The organism is Pseudoalteromonas sp. SWXJZ94C (assembly GCF_015864385.1).
Classification (GTDB): Bacteria; Pseudomonadota; Gammaproteobacteria; order Enterobacterales; family Alteromonadaceae; genus Pseudoalteromonas.
On record NZ_JADYXF010000119.1, the window covers coordinates 1 to 1761 of the forward strand.

At 46.5% G+C, this 1761-nt stretch carries 1 protein-coding gene; it reads right to left on the bottom strand.

The window, feature by feature from the left end:
• A partial coding sequence (locus tag I6F65_RS21250; protein ID WP_197114814.1) for an Ig-like domain-containing protein occupies window positions 1-1761 on the bottom strand: 1761 nt, incomplete at both ends.

Below are 1761 nucleotides of genomic sequence, written 5' to 3' on the forward strand. Positions count from 1 at the left end.
ATCGGTGTCGTTGGTTAATACATTACCCGTGGCTGGGGTATCTTCTGTTACTGAAATTGGACCATCATTAACGGCTTCAGGCGCATCGTTAACAGGGGTAATGTCATTGAAACTCAATACTGCGATATCTGTGCCGCCATTATTATCAGTAATGGTGTAAGTTGCGCTTGGTACTGGACCGTTATAATCAGCCGCTGGGGTGAAGGTAAAGGTGCCATTGGTGTTTATTAATAAACTCCCCACACCCGTAATTGTTGCTGTTGTTCCGGCGTTATAAACCGTGGTGTCACCTGCAATAACAAACTGCGTCACATTAAGCGTGTCACCATCTGCATCGGTGTCGTTGGTTAATACATTACCAGTGGCTGGGGTATCTTCTGTTACTGAAATTGGACCATCATTAACGGCTTCAGGCGCATCGTTAACAGGGGTAATATTATTGAAGCTCAATACCGCAGTATCGATCCCCCCGTTTGCATCACTGATTGTGTAAGTTGCGCTGGGCACTGGACCGTTATAGTTTGTATCTGGTGTAAAGGTAAAACTACCATCAGCATTAATGAGTAATGCACCCACGCCTGTAATTGTTGCTGTTGTTCCGGCGTTATAAACCGTGGTGTCCCCATCGATAACAAACTGCGTCACATTAAGCGCATCACCATCTGCATCGGTGTCGTTGGTTAATACATTACCAGTGGCTGGGGTATCTTCTGTTACTGAAATTGGGCCATCATTAACGGCTTCAGGCGCATCATTGACAGCGATAATGTCATTGAAACTCAATAGCGCAGTATCGATCCCACCGTTAGCATCGCTGACCGTGTAAGTTGCACTTGGCACTGGGCCGGTGTAATTAGTAGCAGGGGTAAAGGTAAAACTACCATCAGCATTAATGACAAGCTCACCGACATTCGTAATGGTGGCTGCATCGCCTGCCGTGTAAATTGTAGGGTCGCCCGCAATAACAAATTGGACAACACTTAAAGTATCGCCATCAATATCGGTGTCGTTGGTTAATACATTACCCGTGGCTGGGGTATCTTCTGTTACTGAAATTGGACCATCATTAACGGCTTCAGGCGCATCGTTAACAGGGGTAATGTCATTGAAACTCAATACCGCGATATCTGTGCCGCCATTATTATCAGTAATGGTGTAAGTTGCGCTTGGTACTGGGCCGGTGTAATTAGTAGCAGGGGTAAAGGTAAAACTACCATCAGCATTAATGAGTAACGCACCGACGCCCGCAATTGTTGCTGTTGTTCCGGCGTTATAAACCGTGGTGTCCCCATCGATAACAAACTGCGTCACATTAAGCGCATCACCATCTGCATCGGTGTCGTTGGTTAATACATTACCAGTGGCTGGGGTATCTTCTGTTACTGAAATTGGGCCATCATTAACGGCTTCAGGCGCATCATTGACAGCGATAATGTCATTGAAACTCAATAGCGCAGTATCGATCCCACCGTTAGCATCGCTGACCGTGTAAGTTGCACTTGGCACTGGACCGGTGTAATTAGTAGCTGGGGTGAAGGTAAAACTACCATCAGCATTAATGAGTAACGCACCGACGCCCGCAATGGTTGCTGTTGTTCCGGCGGTATAAATCGTTGTATCACCTGCAATAACAAACTGCGTTACCGCGAGGGTATCGCCATCTATATCGGTGTCATTAGTAAGCACATTACCAGTGGCTGGCGTGTCTTCTGTAACTGTAAACGGACCATCATTAACAGCTTCAGGCGCATCGTTAACAGG